Origin of the sequence: Shouchella clausii (assembly GCF_002250115.1) — a bacterium.
In the GTDB taxonomy this organism is placed as follows: Bacteria; Bacillota; Bacilli; order Bacillales; family Bacillaceae_D; genus Shouchella; species Shouchella clausii.
In genome coordinates, this window is the sequence record NZ_CP019985.1 from 3,673,704 (window position 1) to 3,690,230 (window position 16,527).

The 16,527-nt window shown below is 45.5% G+C and carries 16 protein-coding genes; 12 read left to right on the forward strand and 4 right to left on the reverse strand.

All coding sequences use genetic code 11. The features are described 5' to 3' along the window. Window positions 1-72: 72 nt before the first annotated feature. Genes ilvA through BC8716_RS17910 form a run of 6 tightly spaced genes read left to right on the forward strand, consistent with a single transcriptional unit; the run spans window position 73 to window position 4,037 of the window. Complete coding sequence (gene ilvA / locus BC8716_RS17885) at window positions 73-1,317, forward strand: threonine ammonia-lyase IlvA (protein WP_094427908.1); 1,245 nt, start codon at window positions 73-75, stop codon at window positions 1,315-1,317. Window positions 1,318-1,375: 58 nt separating this feature from the next. Beyond that, a complete protein-coding gene (locus BC8716_RS17890) occupies window positions 1,376-1,900 on the forward strand; it encodes a type 1 glutamine amidotransferase domain-containing protein (protein ID WP_094427910.1) in 525 nt (174 codons plus the stop codon). Window position 1,901: 1 nt separating this feature from the next. Further along, window positions 1,902-2,840, forward strand: coding sequence for a ribonuclease Z (rnz, locus tag BC8716_RS17895; protein ID WP_094427912.1), 939 nt, complete (start codon window positions 1,902-1,904; stop codon window positions 2,838-2,840). Next, the gene (locus tag BC8716_RS17900; protein WP_157730489.1) at window positions 2,833-3,159 is read left to right on the forward strand and encodes a thioredoxin family protein; all 327 of its coding nucleotides are present in this window, start codon (window positions 2,833-2,835) and stop codon (window positions 3,157-3,159) included. Before rnz ends, BC8716_RS17900 begins: the two co-directional genes overlap by 8 nt. Continuing rightward, the gene (locus BC8716_RS17905) at window positions 3,143-3,580 is read left to right on the forward strand and encodes a BrxA/BrxB family bacilliredoxin (RefSeq protein ID WP_094427915.1); all 438 of its coding nucleotides are present in this window, start codon (window positions 3,143-3,145) and stop codon (window positions 3,578-3,580) included. Before BC8716_RS17900 ends, BC8716_RS17905 begins: the two co-directional genes overlap by 17 nt. A 46-nt stretch (window positions 3,581-3,626) precedes the next feature. After that, the gene (locus BC8716_RS17910) at window positions 3,627-4,037 is read left to right on the forward strand and encodes a TlpA disulfide reductase family protein (RefSeq protein WP_094427916.1); all 411 of its coding nucleotides are present in this window, start codon (window positions 3,627-3,629) and stop codon (window positions 4,035-4,037) included. 38 nt (window positions 4,038-4,075) lie between these two features. Here the strand turns inward: BC8716_RS17910 and BC8716_RS17915 are convergent, their stop codons facing one another. Then, a complete protein-coding gene (locus BC8716_RS17915) occupies window positions 4,076-4,801 on the reverse strand; it encodes a metallophosphoesterase family protein (RefSeq protein ID WP_094427917.1) in 726 nt (241 codons plus the stop codon). 147 nt (window positions 4,802-4,948) lie between these two features. Here BC8716_RS17915 and BC8716_RS17920 point away from each other — a divergent pair, with 147 nt between their 5' ends. Genes BC8716_RS17920 through BC8716_RS17935 form a run of 4 tightly spaced genes read left to right on the forward strand, consistent with a single transcriptional unit; the run spans window position 4,949 to window position 8,280 of the window. After that, window positions 4,949-6,067: a conserved virulence factor C family protein gene (locus tag BC8716_RS17920; protein WP_094427919.1), complete on the forward strand. Its 1,119-nt coding sequence runs from the start codon at window positions 4,949-4,951 to the stop codon at window positions 6,065-6,067. 9 nt (window positions 6,068-6,076) lie between these two features. Then, window positions 6,077-6,301 carry a hypothetical protein gene (locus BC8716_RS17925; RefSeq protein ID WP_094427921.1) on the forward strand — a complete coding sequence of 75 codons (225 nt, stop codon included), beginning with the start codon at window positions 6,077-6,079 and terminating at the stop codon, window positions 6,299-6,301. Window positions 6,302-6,347: 46 nt separating this feature from the next. Beyond that, window positions 6,348-6,830: a PH domain-containing protein gene (locus BC8716_RS17930; RefSeq protein WP_062746737.1), complete on the forward strand. Its 483-nt coding sequence runs from the start codon at window positions 6,348-6,350 to the stop codon at window positions 6,828-6,830. Then, on the forward strand, window positions 6,823-8,280 hold the full coding sequence (locus BC8716_RS17935; RefSeq protein ID WP_169715965.1) for a PH domain-containing protein: 1,458 nt from the start codon (window positions 6,823-6,825) through the stop codon (window positions 8,278-8,280). Before BC8716_RS17930 ends, BC8716_RS17935 begins: the two co-directional genes overlap by 8 nt. Before the next feature lie 82 nt (window positions 8,281-8,362). On the opposite strand, the gene BC8716_RS17940 is transcribed toward BC8716_RS17935, so the two are convergent. The 3 genes from BC8716_RS17940 to BC8716_RS17950 all read right to left on the reverse strand — a co-directional run bounded on the left by BC8716_RS17940 (window position 8,363) and on the right by BC8716_RS17950 (window position 11,403). Beyond that, entirely contained in the window at window positions 8,363-9,367 is a 1,005-nt protein-coding gene (locus BC8716_RS17940) for a DUF2777 family protein (protein WP_094427924.1), read from the reverse strand. A gap of 85 nt (window positions 9,368-9,452) precedes the next feature. Continuing rightward, entirely contained in the window at window positions 9,453-10,376 is a 924-nt protein-coding gene (locus tag BC8716_RS17945) for a hypothetical protein (RefSeq protein ID WP_251179934.1), read from the reverse strand. A gap of 19 nt (window positions 10,377-10,395) precedes the next feature. After that, window positions 10,396-11,403 carry a toxic anion resistance protein gene (locus BC8716_RS17950; protein ID WP_062746742.1) on the reverse strand — a complete coding sequence of 336 codons (1,008 nt, stop codon included), beginning with the start codon at window positions 11,401-11,403 and terminating at the stop codon, window positions 10,396-10,398. A 167-nt stretch (window positions 11,404-11,570) separates the two neighbouring features. Here BC8716_RS17950 and BC8716_RS17955 point away from each other — a divergent pair, with 167 nt between their 5' ends. Both BC8716_RS17955 and gltB read left to right on the forward strand, forming a co-directional pair. Continuing rightward, entirely contained in the window at window positions 11,571-11,825 is a 255-nt protein-coding gene (locus BC8716_RS17955; protein ID WP_094427928.1) for a hypothetical protein, read from the forward strand. A 106-nt stretch (window positions 11,826-11,931) separates the two neighbouring features. Then, entirely contained in the window at window positions 11,932-16,500 is a 4,569-nt protein-coding gene (gltB, locus tag BC8716_RS17960; RefSeq protein WP_179289421.1) for a glutamate synthase large subunit, read from the forward strand. Window positions 16,501-16,527 lie beyond the last annotated feature (27 nt).

A 16,527-nucleotide genomic window follows, 5' to 3' on the forward strand; every position in this document is an offset into this window, starting at 1 on the left:
TATGTTAGAATTAATACCATTGTATCTATACACATACCCGAGGGAATGTGCACGACGAAAGGACGTTTTGTAATGACCACGCATTTACAGGATATTATTCGAGCAAATCAACAAATTAAAGATGTCGTGACGCATACACCTTTGCAAAAAGATCAGGTTTTGTCTGAACGATATGATTGCACAGTTTACTTAAAACGGGAAGACTTGCAAGTTGTCAGATCTTTTAAAATTCGCGGCGCCTATTACCAAATTTCTTCGCTATCAAAAGAAGAACTTGCCGCTGGCGTTGTATGCGCAAGCGCTGGAAACCATGCACAAGGGGTTGCCTATTCATGCCGCGCTTTAAAAGTCAAAGGTGTTATTTTCATGCCGACTACCACGCCAAAGCAAAAAGTCGCACAAGTGAAATTTTTTGGCAGGGACTATGTAGACGTCAGGTTAATTGGCGATACGTTTGATGATTCTTATGCGGACGCCATTCAATATTGCGAAGAACAGGAAATGACGTTCATCCATCCATTTAACCAAGACAAAGTGATTGCCGGGCAAGGAACAGTCGGACTTGAAATTATGAATGACATCGAGGAAACGCCAGATTTTGTGTTTTCATCAATCGGCGGCGGTGGGCTTATTAGTGGGATGGCCACGTATATAAAAAGCGTTAGCCCAACTACGAAAATGATTGGTTGTGAACCTGCTGGTGCTGCATCCATGACGGAATCAATTAAGCAAGGCAACGTTGTTGAGTTAGACGAAATCGACAAATTTGTCGATGGAGCGGCTGTGAAAAAAGTCGGCGACAAAACACTGGAAATTTGCAAAGAACTGCTAGATGACATTATTGTTGTGCCAGAAGGCAAAATTTGCACGACGATTTTAAACCTTTACAATGAGAATGCGCTAGTTGCCGAACCGGCAGGGGCTATGCCTATTGCCGCTCTCGATTTGTATGCTGAACAAATTAAGGGAAAAGTCGTTGTTTGTATTGTTAGTGGCGGCAACAACGATATCGGGCGGATGGAGGAAATCCGGGAACGTTCGCTCATCTATGAAGGATTGCAGCATTATTTTATCGTCGAATTTCCACAGCGAGCGGGGGCGCTACGTGAGTTCATTACTGATGTGCTCGGCCCAGAAGACGACATTACTCGCTTTGAATATACAAAGAAAAACAATAAATCGAACGGTCCAGTATTAATTGGGATTGAACTGAAATGCAGCAAAGATTATGATGGGTTAATCGAAAGAATGGAGAAGATTGGTTTTGCCTATAATGAAGTCAACAAGGATGAAAATTTGTTTTCTTTGCTTATTTGACTTCGCCGTTTACACGCAAAGTACGAATTAGAATTGGATTTTAGAGGAGGAATGGCCCGTGCGTTTAAAAGGAAAGCGCGTTTTAGCTGCAGTTGATGCAGAATTTGAGGATTTGGAACTTTGGTATCCAGTCATCCGGTTGCAAGAAGAAGGGGCGGATGTCGTTTTTGCAGGGGCTGAAGCGAACAAAACGTATATAGGCAAATACGGAGTACCGGCAACGAGTACGATTGCCTTTAACGAAGCATCAGTTGACGAATTTGACGGTGTTTTAGTTCCTGGCGGTTGGGCGCCAGACAAGCTCCGCCGTTACCCAGAGCTTCTTTCCTTCATTAAGGAAATGGACAAGCAGAAAAAGCCGATTGGGCAAATTTGCCACGCTGGTTGGGTGCTCATCTCAGCAGGTATTCTTAATGGCAAGCGAGTGACGAGCACGCCAGGCATTCGCGATGATATGGAAAACGCTGGCGCTATTTGGCATGATGAGCCAGTTGTCGTTGACGGGCATTTAATTTCAAGCCGCCGCCCTCCAGATTTGGCTCCTTATGGCAAAGCATTTGCCGACGCACTTGTAGGCCGATAAAATGGAACTGCACTTTTTAGGAACAGGCGCCGGTGTGCCTGCAAAAAAACGCAATGTCAGCGCCTTGGCAATTCGTTTTTTAGGGCGCAACGGGACGGTATGGTTGTTTGATTGCGGAGAAGCGACACAGCATCAGTTTCTTCATTCTCCGTTGTCTCTGGCGGCTGTTGAAGCGATTTTTATTACCCATTTGCATGGCGATCATATTTTGGGGTTGCCAGGTTTGTTAAGTTCCCGTTCTTTTCAAGGTGCGGAAACACCGCTAGATATTTACGGGCCAATAGGGCTAGAAGCATTCGTTATGCAAGCATTGGAAACGACCAAAACGAAATTGCGTTTCCCGATACGCTTCCATGTGCTTACAGAAGGCTGTATTCGTAACGAAGAAAAGTTGACGGTTGACGCATTGGCGCTAGATCATCCTGTGGAAAGTTACGCCTTTAGGATAAAAGAACAAGATAAGCCTGGAACTCTTGATGCAGAAGCACTAAAAGCAATCGGTGTGCCCCCTGGCCCTCTTTATGCGCAACTAAAAAAAGGGGAGACGGTCAAACTTGCTGACGGCCGCATCATTAACGGGAGTGCGTTTTTAGATGAACCGATTCGTGGACGGACAGTCGTCATTGCTGGAGACACGGCGCCTATAAAGGCAATGGAGGCGTTTGCCTCTGGTGCTGATGTTCTAGTCCACGAAGCGACATTCGCCTCGAACAAAAAAGACGATGCTCATCTATATGGCCACTCGACAATTGCCGATGCATGTAGGTTGGCTAAACGCGCAGCCGTTGGCCAGCTCATCTTAACCCATGTTTCCTCTAGGTATGCCCGAAATGAAAATGAATACCGCGAAGAAGCGGCAACGCTCCTTCCTAATGTGATCATTGCTGAAGATCTGTTCGTGTTTGAACTGGAAAAGGCGGGGCGAAAAAAACGTGATTAATATTCGTTATCCCGAGCTCCGAGCAGCCCTTGATGCAGGCAAAGATGGATGGGTCTATGTCCATTCACCTTTTTGCGGTGCTTGCATAAAGGCAGAACGGATGCTGTCGGTCATCGAGGAAAGCAAAGAAACGTTTTCGTTTTGGCAAGTCAACATCCAACTTGCGCCGGAGTGGGCGAGGAGCGCACAAATTGAAAGTGTGCCTGCGTTGCTTTATTATAAAAAGGGGCGCTTGCAAGCGAAAGTATACCGACTTTTCTCCGTGATGGAGATCCTATCGAACATGAAGGAGGTAGAAAACGATGTCAATGGCTTATGAAGAATATATGCGCCAAGTTGTGCTGCCAATGCGCCAAGAACTGACTGATGCAGGATTTAAGGAATTGACTACCGCCGAAGCAGTGGAAGACTATATGGCTGACGCTGAAGGTACGACGCTTGTTTTTATCAACTCCGTTTGCGGTTGCGCTGCTGGTCTAGCACGACCTGCTGCGATTTACTCTTTGCAACATGACCATACGCCTGACCATTTGGTAACAGTCTTTGCTGGCCAAGATAAAGAAGCGACAGCGGCTATGCGCAGTAAATTTCCTGACTACCCGCCGTCTTCACCGTCGATGGCGTTATTAAAGGGGACAGAAGTTGTCCATTTTATTCCCCGTGAAGACATTGAGGGCGCAGAACCAGAGGCGATTGTCCGTAATTTAGCACTCGCATACAACGAACATTGCCAAAAATGATGTTGTCGACAAACGGAAAGAGCGTTTTTCCTAAGGAGGGAAGGCGATGGATTTTTCATTGCCGCAACTTTCAACAAACCAAACATGGCAATTAAGTAAAGAAGCGGCAGGACGTGCGGTGATGCTAACATTTTGGACGAGTTGGTGCCCCGATTCTGAACGGGATTTAGCGGCAAAAATGCCACTAGCTGCCCATGCTGATCAAAACAAGCTGCAATTTGTCACAGTCAATGTAACAGGCCGTGAAGGCGATGTCGATTTACAAGCTTACTTACAAAAAAGAGGATGGGACTTTTTAGTTTTGCAAGATCGTGGCACTGCTTTGTACGACCATTTCAACTGCAAAGGCGTGCCGACGACGGTCCTGCTTAACAACCGCCATGAACAAACAGCGCAGTTTGGAGAACAGGCGAAGTTACCTGACATTCTTGCTGAACTAGCATCGCTAATCGATTAGCTCCTATTAAAAAAAGCAAGCCATTCGGCTTGCTTTTTTTAATTAGGCCGCACCGCGTAATAAATGACTGCGCTCATTGCTTCAATATTCGGATAGCCGCTTTGCTTGTAAATTTCGACAACATGTTCACGGTTATAAGGGACGCGATTTAATTGGACGGAGTGGCTGCCGTCCTCTATGTCCAAAATAATATAAGAAGCAAGAGGATGACCATCGAATGGCATGCCAACGCTACCAGTATTAATGACATTTTTGCCATGGAGCGAGCGGACATAAGGATGGTGGGTATGACCGTAAACATAAATGTCTGCTTCATCACGGACCATAAGCTCATTTTCGATTTTTTCTGTTTCATCCCCATCAATGGCTGTAAATAAGCCAGACGGGCTTGCATGGAAAGCGTGGATGACCAAATCTTGCCCATCGTCAATGACAAGTTCTGTCGGAAGGTTTTTTAAATAGTCCAAGTCTTCTCGGCTTAGGCGGCCAAGTGTCCAATCTCTCTCTTTGTTAAACATTTCAAGGCGCTCAACAGGCACTTCGCCATCTTTAAAGCCCCGCACGAGCCACTCATCTGCATTTCCTTTGATGACACGTGCGCCAGAAGCTTGTACGAGTTCTAGCACCCGTTTTGGTTCTGGGCCACGAAAGCAAAGGTCTCCTAATATGTACGTCTGATCAATTTGCTTCGTTTGCAAGTCATTCAAGACAGCTTCAAGCGCTGTAGCATTTCCATGAATATCCGATAAAAAAGCAAATCGCATAATTTTAAGCCTCCTTTTATCATATTGTAACAGATGTGGTGCAAAAATGTGTACTAGAACATTTAAAGCATATCGTCGCGCTAGCAATCGCTTTTTAGGCTGTGGTAGTATGGAAAAGAGGAAATGGTGACAAAGGAGGAAACAAGGATGTATATTCGCTCAATTGAGCCGACACCAAGCCCGAATACAATGAAAATCAACTTAAGTGAAGCAGCAGCCGGTACAAGCACCACGTACCAAGAAAAAAACAAAGCAGAGGCGCCGACTTTTATTCAACAGCTTTTTGACATAGAAGGGATCAAGCAAGTTTACCATGTTGGTGACTTTTTAGCAGTGGATCGATATCCAAAAGCGGATTGGAAAGCGATTTTGCCGCAAATTCGCAAACAATTTGGCGAAGAACCAGACGAGCAAGCGAATGCCAACAACCTACATGATGGCTATGGCGAAGTTCAAGTGCAGATCCAAATGTTTAAAGGCATTCCCATGCAAGTAAAGGTATCAGACGGCGAAGAAGAAGTGCGAGAAGGACTTCCTGACCGCTTTGCCCAAGCTGTAGCGCAAGCACAGCTTCCAAACGACAATGTGGTGCTAGAGCGGAAATGGGAAGAGCAAGCGCCCCGTTATGGCGAGCTAGCAACCATTGCGAAAGAAGTAGCTGCTGAAATAAGCGCTGCTTACCCTGAAGCAAGGCTCGACAGCTTAATCAAGCTTGCTAAAGGAGAAAAAGCGGCAGCGGAAAGCTTTGCCGCCCGCTTCAAAGAAGTGACACTGGAAATGTTGCAAGCAGAAGATTGGCGTGACCGTTATGCTGCGCTTGAACAGATGGATCCAAAAGAGAAAGACTTGCCGGTGTTGGAAAAAGCGCTCACCGATGAAAAAGCGTCGATTCGTCGTTTGGCTACGATGTATTTAGGGATGATCGAGACAGAATCTGTTTTACCATTGCTTGAAAAAGCGTTGAAAGACCCTTCTGTCACTGTACGCCGTACAGCTGGCGATTGTATGTCAGACATCGGATCTGAAAAAGCGATTCCAGCAATGATTGAGTCTTTAAAAGATGAAAGCAAAATCGTCCGTTGGCGGGCGGCAATGTTTTTGTATGAAGTAGGCACGGAAGAAGCGGTCCCTGCCTTGAAAGAAGCAGAAGACGACTCTGAATTTGAAGTTGCGCTGCAAGTAAAAATGGCGTTGGCACGGATTCAAGGTGGCGAAGAAGCAAAAGGTTCTGTTTGGAAACAAATGACAGAGGCGCGTAAAGGGTAAGGAAGGAGGATGGAAGTGGGGACGACCATTGAAGATTTAGTGGAAAAGCTTGAAAAAGAAGGAAAAGAAGATATCCTTGAGCTCATTGAAGATGCAAAAAACGGCGAGCTTGAAGAAATCGAGTTGGTCGAATCGATTGGGCTGCTTGTCGATTTAGAGGACAACAATCGGCTGTTAAACTGGTTTGAACAACAAGGTGTCAATCTCATTTATGTAACAGATGATGAAGAGTGACCAACTTGCCAGCCGGCACGTTGGTCAAAAAGGAGGTATCAGAAGCATGAGAGGGCAACCGCAATTGCGACTGCCGAGAAAGGCGATCAACGTGTGGCGCCTGCAACATGCAATCGATACGCTGCTGCTAGCTCTGGTCCCGATCGGCTATTATTTTGCACAAAGATACATATTTCTGTCCTTTTATGAATGGCTAACATGGTGGTTAGCAGGAGCTGTTGTGATATATGGCATCGTGCGCATCGGGATTTGGCCGCTCGTGCAGTGGCGTCGTTTCCGCTATGAAATTTTTGATGATGAAATTGATATTCAGCAAGGCGTATTAGTGGTGAGACGGACGCTTGTGCCAATGGTGCGGGTCCAACATGTCGACACGGAGCAGGGGCCGATTCTTAGGCGTTACAAAATGGCCACAGTTTCGATTACGACTGCTGCGACCACACATCGCATTCCAACTTTATTTTTAAACGATGCGGACTCGTTGCGTGACCAAATTTCTAAACTTGCCGCGGTGCATGAAGATGAATGAGCTAAAGCGCCAACATATTGCCGCGATTCCGATCCAGTCCGCAAAAGGGGTTTGGCAGATTGCGGTGCCTTTTGCCATTATTGCGTTGTTGCAGCAAATGCTGTTTTATTTTTTCCTCGCCTTGTGTGCGCTCATCCTCATCTCTACTGTTTTTAGTTGGCTAAGTTGGTTCAAATTCCGCTACCGCCTTGAAGCAGGAGAGCTATACGTAGAACGGGGCGTTTTCGTCAAGAAAAAACGCTATATCCAAAAAAAACGAGTGCAAGCGATTCATATTTCCGCAGGTTTGTGGCAACGATTATTTGGACTTGTGAAAGTAAGCATTGATACTGCCGGCGGAGGAATGGAAGCAGAAGCTGAGTTTGTTGCGGTAACGAGGGCAGAGGCGGTCCGTATTCGGGCTGAGCTGTTAAAGGAGTTAAAAGAAGAAGAACATAGCGGCCAAAACGACGGGGAACTTAACGAAGCACAAGGCGAAATGGAAACTGAAACAGAAACCAAACCGTTAACAGTTTGGCATTTGGGTACAAAACGGCTCATTTATGCTGCCTTAACATCAAGTGGAATCGGCCTCGTCATTTCTGCAGTGGCAGCAGTATTGTCGCAAGTTGGCCAGTTTATACCAGATGACATATACGAAAATACGTTTGATTATGTGATCGGTTTAAGTCTTATTCTCCTGCTCATTCTGGCTGTCGCCGTGCTGCTCCTATCGTGGATCATTTCAAGTGTGCTAACGATTTTAACATATGGAAATTTTAAAGTGAGCACCTATAAAAAGGAAATGGTGATTGAGCGAGGGCTAATTGAAAAGCGTCAACTCACGTTAGCTTATCGTCGTATTACGGCCGTTCGGATCATCAAAAGCATCATTCGCCAACCGTTTGGCTTTGTTTCTGTGTATGTCGAGTCGGCAGGGGGAGGCACGAACAAAGAACAAGGCTCTACTTTGCTCGTCCCGTTAATCCACGAACGTGACTTGCCTGCTTTTTTGGAACAGACACTGCCTGAATATGTGTTTGAACGCCCAATCGAATCAGCTCCTAAACGAGCGGCGATCCGCTTTTTTTTGCGGATGCTTATCGTTCCGGTTATAGCCACTTGTGTAGCAAGTTATTTTTTCGGTGCAATTGGACTGATCGGAGGAATGGGAGTAGCAGCAATTGCGGCGCTGTTTGCTTGGCTCCAATACCGAGATGCTGGAGCGGGCAGCAATGACACGTTTATTTGGCTGCGCTCTCGGACAATTGGACAAACGCTCGTCATCTCGCCTAAACAAAAAGTCCAGTCAGTAACAAAACGAGTCTCCTTCCTGCAAAAGCGGAGCAAGCTGGCCCATTTTGAAATGTTTGTCCAGTCGAGCTTGGCTGGCAAGTCCTTTTACGTGCCAAATGTAAGCGATGAAAACGCTGACGCGTTGTTCCGCTGGTACTCTTATCAATCAGACTAGAATGCACGAGGTAACAACGAAAGATGGGGGCGTTTTTTTCCACAGTTTAAAGCCAAGAACCTTTGTCAGGTTCTTGGCTTTTTTAAAACCGAAATGCGTTCGTATATAGGGAGATGGTGCGTTTGCCTTTATCGGTTGTAAACTCAAAGCGGTCGTACACAGGCTGTCCGCTTTCCAATGTCAAATTTCGTTTAAAATGATGCTGCACAAGAACAAAATGTTCATCTGTTTGAAATGTGAGGAAGTTGACTCCTTGGAAGGAGGTTTCATTTTCTCCATTCAACAGTTGTTCCAACAAGGAATTATAGCAATGAATCAAATCGCGGTGTGAAACATCGTGAAGCTGTAAATTGTATTCAAACCCTTGCAAGGCGACAGGATCGAGTTCCTTGCGCAAAATGTAATAAGGGTCGAATTGTTTTTGGTCAATTAACATAACGGAATTCTCTTCAGGGATATAGCGGACGCCATTGTCGCGGACAAACACGCCATCGCCTTCATAGCGGCCTGAAACGAGTTTGCCTTGTTGGTGCCAAACATACTCAAAATGGGAAGGAGTCAAATAAAGGCTTTCCCCTTTGCTGTCAATAAGCACATAGTGGTTATCGCGAAAATGGAATGTGTATTCATTATAAAAGGGCGCTTCGTCATTTCCAGCGTTATGGCCTTTCGTCCGCTCTGTACGCCGCTTTTGGCTAGTCAACGTTTTGATGTATACTTCCAACGCCTCTAGTTCAGCTGACGGTGCAGAAGCATCATTTTTCAAGCGGATGTAGCGCCGTTTCAAATCAGTTAAAACGGAATCCAAGTAAGGCTCAATTTGGATTTGCTGTGGTCTTTTTTTTAGCTGTTGGCTTCTGAAAAGGTCAATATCGCCTTCGTCGTATGGAACTTCGTGCAAGGCAATCGTATCATCTCGAAAGATGGAATCAGGCAACGACAAAACAGAGAATATCCGGACTTCCCCACGCCAAGGCTTTTTCGGTTCTGTAACAACGTTGACGAGTTCGCCTAAATAAACGCCGTCGACCCCAAGATCGACGATAAGCAACTGGCCAACCAACTGTTGGGCTTCCTTGCGGTCCATACAATCCTCACCTTTTAGCTTGTTTTAAATACTGTGCTGCGATTTCATTATAGCGAAAAAAACCACGCTTCTGCAAGCGCGGCCTTTATTCGTTTCGTTGGTCGCTTTGTGCTCCATAGCGGAGTTCCTGCAATCGCATCACATGTTCCATGCGCTCTATTTTCGTTTGTTCAAGTTCATCTTGCAAATGGATTAAAGTAAGTTCCATTTGCGACAACGAAACAAACACATTATCGCGCTGTTCGAGTTGGTTCTTTTTCGATAAAGCGAAATAGGCGCCCATTAAGTTAGGAAGGTCATCACGAAGCAATCTCCTAACCGTGTGTTTTTGTTCATAACCAAAAAGCGGAAAGTCGTCTTCTAGTTTTTCGACATGGGCAAGGATTCGTTTTAAGCGGTTGTCGAGCAGCGGATCGATCGATAATGTGTCCATTGCTTGAACGTAACGTCTCGCTTCTTGGGCAAGCACTTTAATGTCATTTGCTTGTTCTCGTTTTAACTGTTTTTCTTGTCCGTTTAATCGATCAAGAGAGACATCGTCTGTCAATTTCGTCCCTACGTAGGCCAAATCAAGACGGTGAATGCCGTGAAAAATTCCTTGAAAAGCAGGGACATTGAGGAGCGAGCGTACGTGCATGCGCCCGTCCTTCAAGTAATGGATTGTCGCTTCTTTTATTTTCCCAACCCCATCAGAAGCCTTGACGTATTTACGAAAACAGACGATACGAAGCCGTTTGTGGACAGGCGAACTCGATTGTTTCGTGTCGGCGACTACTAGCCGAATCTGATTATAGGTAATTTTAATGCGAATATCCCAATCTTTTTGCCGCCTGCGTACATTTTTGCGTTCATTTTTGCCTGTGGCATTGTCTGCCATGCGTTTTAGTAAGCGTTCCGTATCGTTGATGAAACGGATCGTTGTGTCATCTTGGATAATATGATCATCAACAGGACGCTTATGCGCTGGTGTGAACAACTCAACCAAGCGAGATGTTGAAAAAAACTTCAACGGAGTCAACCTCCTGCTGCTATCGATTTAACAATTTCGTTTGCATTTCGGAATTGAGCTGATCCATTTCTTTAATGAATTGTTTTCCGCTCGTGACAATCCGTTCATTGGATTGTTCCGTCAACTCAATTGCTTTAAATACATTATCATATGCTTTTCGGAACGCATCAAGTGCAATTGCTGGCTCTTCAAGTGTTTTTAATGTTTCCTCTGTATTTTGCTTCAACAATTCTGCGTTTGAAAGAAGCATGGATTCAGTCGCTTGGTTTACGTTTTGGACCGCTGTAATCACTTTTTTCTGGTTTGTGAGTGCTAGCTGGATCGAAGCCGTTACCGTAATAATGTTTTTCGTCATCGTGATCGCGTTGAAAATCGCTTCTTCCAACTTTTCATTGTTTTCCATGATCAAGTCGACGGAGGCGAGGGATTGCTGGAGGACCATGACAGCTTGCTGCATATTTTTAATCCGCGTCGTCACTTTTAATTGTCCTTTTTTCAGTTCGTTCGCGTTATCGGCCCAGCGTTCTGAAGTCATCTCTTGTTCCAACATCTCGTGCAGTTCTGTCCCAACCGCAATTTGATTGTTCAAATTTTCAATCCGTTCTTTTGCAACAACTTTTAGCTCTTGGAGCATGACATTGTCTTCTTGCAGTTTATCTTTTCCGGTTAACAGCCCCTCAATAATGTGGTCGACTTGTGCTTCAACCGTTTGGTACTTTTTAGCGTATTGCTCGATGGGGTCTTTCTTTAAAAGTTTGTTTAAAAATTTTTTAAACGAAGAATCATGTAAGTAGTCCGGTTCAAGCTGGCCAACAACTTCACGCAATTCATGCAATTGCTTTGGAAGTGTATTGGCTTCGTCATTCATCATTTGTTTGACAGGGCGTTTAAGTGCCTCGAGTGATTCGCCTGCTTGTTTTTGCTCCGTTTCTCCTAGCGAGTCTAGTTTTTGCAAAAGAGTGTGAATATCGGTTTCGTTTTTATACACGTCTATTTCATTGTCTTGTGTATTGTTATGTTCGGTCATTCGCTTAACCTCCAACAAGTAATCGGATTTATCGGTTCTAGTTTATATACGTTGGATAAATGAAATATGTTTCAGTTTTCTCCTTTCTATTATGAACGAAATTTCCTTCAGTGGCAATTTATTTGCAGGCGAAACGACAAAATTATAAGCAAAAATGAGGTTCAATCTTGACGGATGCCAAAATTATCGCTAAACTTCTAACACGGAATATTTTTTTAGGCCGTATCGGAATGTTCGTCTATAAACGAATGTATGGCGAGGCGGGCATTGGTTTTCGCACATATCGTTGGATTTTTATTCATAGTATTGTTTTTATATTCGTTTTTTGCCTATTGGGGACATGGACATTTGCAGTTGCTGTTTTCCACCGTTTTTTCAAAAATGAACATAAAAACAAGACGGCAATGCCTGTTTTTAAATAGGGTGGTTGCATAACTATGAATTTAGAAACAAAACGACAGTTTCCGCTGAAAACGAAGTCCGGCCTTTAGAGAGAGAAGAATTGAAATGGAGGAAAGGGTGGTGTCTATGCGTAATGTAGGTTTTCCACAAAAGCAAGGGTTATACGATCCGGGGTTTGAGCACGATAACTGCGGAATAGGTTTCCTTGCGCAAATGAAAGGAAGGAAATCTCACAAACTTGTAGAGGATGCTTTGTTGATGCTTGAAAACCTTGAACATCGGGGCGGACAAGGAGATGAAATCAACACCGGCGATGGTGCTGGCATTTTAGTCCAGCTGCCAGACCGCTTTTTTAGAAAAGTGCTCCCTTTTGATCTTCCGGCAGCAGGAGCGTATGCAGTTGGGATGCTGTTTTTGCCCCGAGCAGAGGCAGCACGAAAAGCGTGCAAACAAAAAGTGGAAGCCGTGTTTGCAAAAGAGTCGTTGGTGCTATTAGGCTGGCGCAATGTGCCAACAGACCCGTCTATGCTTGGAAAGGCAGCGCGTGGCTCCATGCCTGTCATTGAGCAAGTATTTGTAAAGAGCGCCAAGCCTCTTGATCAATTGGCGTTTGAGCGTAAGCTTTATGTAGCTCGGAAAGTAGCGGAACACGAAATTGAACCAACGATTTTGCCAGAAGAGTCATTTTATTTCGCCAGCTTCTCTAGCCGGACGATTGTGTATAAAGGAATGCTGACAACGGCCCAAGTAAGTATGTTTTATTTGGATTTGCTCGATGAAGCATTTGAGTCGGCGCTGGCGCTTGTCCATTCCCGTTTTAGCACGAACACATTTCCGAGCTGGGAACGTGCCCATCCAAATCGGTATATGATCCATAATGGCGAAATTAATACGATTAAAGGAAACGTCAATTGGATGCACGCGAGGGAAGCGAAATTTGCTAGTGCCGCATTTGGAAGTGACCTTGAAAAAATCCATCCCGTTATCGACAAAAATGGCAGTGATTCCTCCATGTTTGATAACACGCTTGAGTTTTTGTCATTATCTGGGCGTTCTTTAGCTCATTGCGCGATGATGATGGTCCCAGAACCTTGGCAAAATAATAAACAGATGGACGAAAAGAAACGGGCGTTTTACGAATACCATAGCACACTTATGGAACCATGGGACGGACCAACCGCCATTGTGTTTACGGACGGAGAAAAAATCGGGGCCACCCTTGACCGTAATGGCTTGCGCCCATCGCGCTATTATGTAACGAAAGATGATTATATTGTGATGAGCTCTGAAGTCGGCGTACTTGATTTCCCGCCAGAATCGATTGTTAAAAAAGACCGGCTTCATCCTGGACAGCTGTTGCTTGTTGATCTCACAGAAGGGCGCATTATTCCAGATGGGGAAGCCAAACAAGCAATTGTCGAAGAAAAACCTTATGGAAAGTGGGTCAAAGACCATTTAATTCATCTTGATGATGTGCTGGAAACAGCTGACGTGTTTGATACGGAATTTGAGCGCATCCATGAACGCCAACTTGTCTATGGGTATACGTATGAAGAACTAACAAAAATGCTAATGCCGCTTATTAAAGATGAAAATGACCCAGTCGGCTCGATGGGCTATGATTCGCCACTGGCAGTGCTATCGAAAAAGCCGCAGCTTCTCTATAACTATTTTAAGCAGCAATTTGCCCAAGTGACGAATCCGCCTATTGATGCGATTCGTGAAAAAGCGGTAACGGCTGTAGGTACGACAATTGGCGCAGAGCGGAACCTCCTTGAGCCGGAGCCACTAAGTTGTAGGCATATTTATTTGCCTTCGCCGATTCTGAATAATGAAGAATTAGCAAAACTTCGCTCAAACAAAATGGACGGCTTTAAAGCGGAAACGCTTGAAATCGTTTTTGACGCGCAAAAAGGCGGCCAAGGACTTGAAGAGGCTCTTGACACATTGTTTGCCAATGCTGATAAAGCCATTTCAAACGGCGCGACATTGCTGATTTTAAGCGACCGTACTATTTCAGCAGAGAAAGCCCCAATTCCAGCGCTTCTGGCTGTGTCCAGCTTGCATCACCATTTGATCCGCAGCGGCACGCGCACAGAAGTTAGCTTGCTAGTGGAGTCAGCCGAGCCCCGTGAAGTCCATCATCATGCATTATTGATCGGATACGGCGCGGAAGCAATCAACCCGTACTTCGTGTTCGACACAATTGACGACTGGATTCAAAAGCAGCTCTTAACAGATTACAGTTATGTAGAAGCTTGTACACGTTACGTGAATGGTACAACCAATGGAATCATGAAAGTTCTGTCTAAAATGGGGATTTCAACAATTCAAAGTTATAGAGGCGCACAAATTTTTGAAGCCATTGGCATTGATCCACAGTTAATTGACCGCCACTTCACGTGGACAGCATCTCGTATAGGTGGAATCGGCTTCTCGACGATTGCGAACGAAGTTCTCGCCCGCCATGAACGCGCTTATTCACCTCGTGAAGGCGATGATGGTGAGCTTGATCCAGGGGATGATTTGCAGTGGCGCCGTAATGGGGAAGAACATCAATACAACCCACATACGATTCACATGCTCCAGCATGCGTGCCGCACGAACAATTATGAGCTTTACAAACAATATACGCATGCGATCAATGAGCAAACAGAAAAGCAGACAAGTTTGCGTGGTCTTTTCCGCTTCAAAAAAGGCAACGCAATTCCGCTAGACGAAGTCGAACCGGCAGAATCGATTGTAAAGCGGTTCCGGACAGGTGCGATGTCATACGGGTCGATTTCGAAAGAAGCCCATGAAACGCTTGCGATTGCCATGAACCGCTTAGGCGGCAAAAGCAATACTGGCGAAGGTGGAGAAGATCCACGCCGCTTTACTCCTGATGAAAATGGCGATTTGCGCCGCAGTGCTATTAAACAAGTAGCGTCCGGTCGATTTGGAGTTACTAGCCATTACCTTGTAAATGCAGATGAAATCCAAATTAAAGTCGCACAAGGAGCAAAGCCAGGGGAAGGGGGGCAACTTCCAGGCGAGAAAGTTTATCCGTGGGTGGCAGAAGTGCGTGGCTCGACGGCAGGTGTTGGCTTGATTTCGCCACCACCTCACCATGACATTTATTCAATCGAGGATTTAGCTGAGCTTATCCATGATTTGAAAAACGCCAACCCGACTGCGAAAGTGAGCGTTAAGCTTGTGGCTGGAACAGGCGTCGGTACGATTGCGGCAGGCGTGGCAAAAGGAAGCGCTGATGGCATTATTATTAGCGGCTACGATGGCGGTACAGGAGCAGCGGCGCGGACAAGTATCAAGCACACTGGATTACCGTGGGAAATTGGCTTAGCAGAAACGCACCAGACACTGTTGCTGAACAATTTGCGTGACCGGGTGACGTTGGAAACAGACGGCAAGCTCATGACGGGCAAAGACGTAGTCGTTGCTGCGCTATTAGGTGCTGAAGAATATGCGTTTTCGACTGCTCCTTTAGTTGTGCTCGGTTGTGTGATTATGCGCGTGTGCCATTTAGACACGTGCCCAGTTGGAATCGCCACTCAAAATCCAGAATTACGGCGAAAGTATACAGGAGAAGCCGACTATATCGTCCGCTTTATGACATTCATTGCTGAGGATATGCGTGAACTGATGGCAGAGCTAGGTGTCCGCACGGTAGATGAGTTGGTAGGCAGAACCGACTTGCTAGAAGTAAACGAACATATCAACAATGAAAAGGCGAAACAACTTGATTTATCGAACCTTCTCTTCAAACCGGAATCAAGTGGCGCAAAAGCTTGTATCAAAACAAAAGCGCAAGATCATAAATTGGAACAGTCACTCGATGCAAGAGAGCTGCTAGAGGCAGCCAAACCAGCACTTCTCAATGGCGCGAAAGTAACGTACGCAACGACCATTCGTAACACAGACCGGGTAGTCGGCACGATTGTCGGTAGTGAAGTGAGCAAAAAATACGGCGCAAAAGGCTTGCCGGAAAATACGCTCTCTTTCTCATTTAATGGGTCGGCCGGGCAAAGCTTCGGTGCATTTATCCCTCAAGGCATTACCCTTCGGCTGGAAGGCGATGCAAACGACTATATCGGCAAAGGCTTATCAGGTGGAAAGATTGCCGTCTTTCCTGCGAGAAATGCGGCATTTGCCGCAAAAGACAACGTAATTGTCGGCAATACGTCTTTTTATGGCGCTACGTCTGGCAAGGCGTTTATCGCAGGTCAAGCAGGCGAACGGTTTTGCGTTCGGAATTCTGGAGCGCAAGTTGTTGTCGAAGGAATGGGTGACCACGGGCTTGAGTATATGACAGGTGGCATTGTTGTCACACTTGGTGAAGTCGGCAAAAACTTTGCAGCTGGCATGTCAGGCGGCCTTGCCTTTGTCAATGATGCAAATGGGACGTTTATAGACAAGTGCAACCAAGGAATGGTGTTGATCGAAAACGTTACAGCTGAGGACGAGAGGCTCTTGCACGCTCTTTTAACAGAGCACGTTGAAGAGACAGGAAGTGAACAAGCGCAAAGGATTTTGAATAACTGGGAGCAAGTAAAAACAGACTTCGTAAAAGTCATTCCAAAAGACTATAAAAACATGGTAATTGCGATCGAGAGATTGAAGCAGCAAGGCATGACTGAAGAAGAGGCTGCAATGGCTGCATTTGACGAATCAAAGCGAGACCGATCAAAAGTTTGACGGGGTGGGCAACCTAGCCCAGCCCGT